Source organism: Bordetella petrii (assembly GCF_020991325.1).
Lineage (GTDB): Bacteria > Pseudomonadota > Gammaproteobacteria > Burkholderiales > Burkholderiaceae_B > Bordetella_A > Bordetella_A petrii_E.
In genome coordinates this window covers 1-1,329 of record NZ_JAJMLX010000495.1, presented here as the reverse complement: position 1 = coordinate 1,329, position 1,329 = coordinate 1, and the positions used below count along the sequence as shown (strand labels likewise).

General features: G+C 69.1%; 3 protein-coding genes. All 3 read left to right on the top strand.

All coding sequences use genetic code 11. The features are described 5' to 3' along the window. On the top strand, window positions 1-337 hold a 337-nt coding region (locus LPZ50_RS24910; RefSeq protein ID WP_329957706.1), incomplete at its 5' end, for a 2'-5' RNA ligase family protein. A 55-nt stretch (window positions 338-392) separates the two neighbouring features. After that, window positions 393-953, top strand: a complete 561-nt coding sequence (locus LPZ50_RS24905; RefSeq protein ID WP_230665504.1) for a 5'-3'-deoxyribonucleotidase — start codon at window positions 393-395, stop codon at window positions 951-953. A 76-nt stretch (window positions 954-1,029) separates the two neighbouring features. Then, window positions 1,030-1,329 (top strand): GntR family transcriptional regulator (locus LPZ50_RS24900; protein ID WP_230665503.1); only part of this gene is annotated, 300 nt, incomplete at its 3' end.

Here is a 1,329-nt window from a genome sequence, read left to right as displayed (position 1 = left end):
CGGCCTGGCCCGGCAACGCGCCACGCCCGGCCGCATCACGCTGGACCGCTATGGCGCTTTCGGGCGGCAACGCATCGTGTGGGCCGGCCCGCCGGATATCCCCGCGGCGCTGCAGCAGACATACGACGGCTTGTGGCAATGGCTGGAACCGCTGGGCTGGCCACGTCCGGTCCAACCTTTCCGCCCCCACGTGACGCTGCTGCGCCGCGCCGCCAGCCTGGCCTTGCCGGCCGCCGCGCCTGCCCCGGTGCATTGGGACTACACCCGCTACGCGCTGGTGGAATCGCGCCCGCAGAACGGCGTGGCAAATTACCGCCTGCTGGGCCGCAGCGCCTGACCGCCCCCGGCTGGCGCGTGGCACAATCGAGCCCCGCCCTGCCTGCGCGCGCACCATGCTCATCCTGCTCGATCAAGACGGTGTCCTGGCCGATTTTGAACACGCCTTCCTGGCTGCGTGGCGCCGCAAGCATCCGGATACCGAGCCGGTGGCCTACGAGAACCGCCGCTCGTTCCGCATCCTGGAAGACTACCCCGCCGAACTACGCGCGCGCGCCGAGGCCATTTACACCGCCCCGGGCTTTATCCGCGACCTGCCGCCGGTACCGGGCGCGCTCGAGGCCTACCGCGAACTGCTGGCGCTGGGCATGGACGTGCGCATCTGCTCGTCGCCCCTGCACCAGTTCGAAAATTGCGTGGCCGAAAAATACCTGTGGGTAGAACGCCACCTGGGCCGCCCTGCCACCGAGCGGCTTATCCTGACCCGCGACAAGACCCTGGTGCGCGGCGACCTGCTCATCGACGACAAGCCGCACATCGAAGGCGCCGTGCGGCCCAGTTGGCGCCACATTGTCTACGACGCCCCCTACAACCGGCAGGCCGCCGGCCGGCCACGGCTGACCTGGAGCAACTGGCGCAACGTCCTGGCGGGCGAGCTGTATTCGGCCGATCGATAGTCAAAAAATGCCGCGCCGCAGCGTGACAGCGCCGTGGATTTCTGTATTCTGAATACAGAAATCCACGGAAACCGCCATGCTGAAGCCCCTGCCCGCCGCCAGCGACCTGGCCCACACCGTCTATACGCAACTGCGCGAAGCCGTCATCGATGGCCAACTGGCGCCCGGCCTGAGGCTGGGCCAGGAAGAGCTGGCCGCGCGCTTCGGCATATCGCGCCAGCCCGTGCTGCAGGCGCTGGCCCGTCTGGAACGCGACGGGCTGGCCATACGCGCCGACGGTCGCGGCACCCTGCAGGTGGCGCCGCTGGACCCGCAACTGGTGGCCGAGTTCTACCAACTGCGCGCCGAAGTCGATGCACTGGCCGCGCGGCTGGCC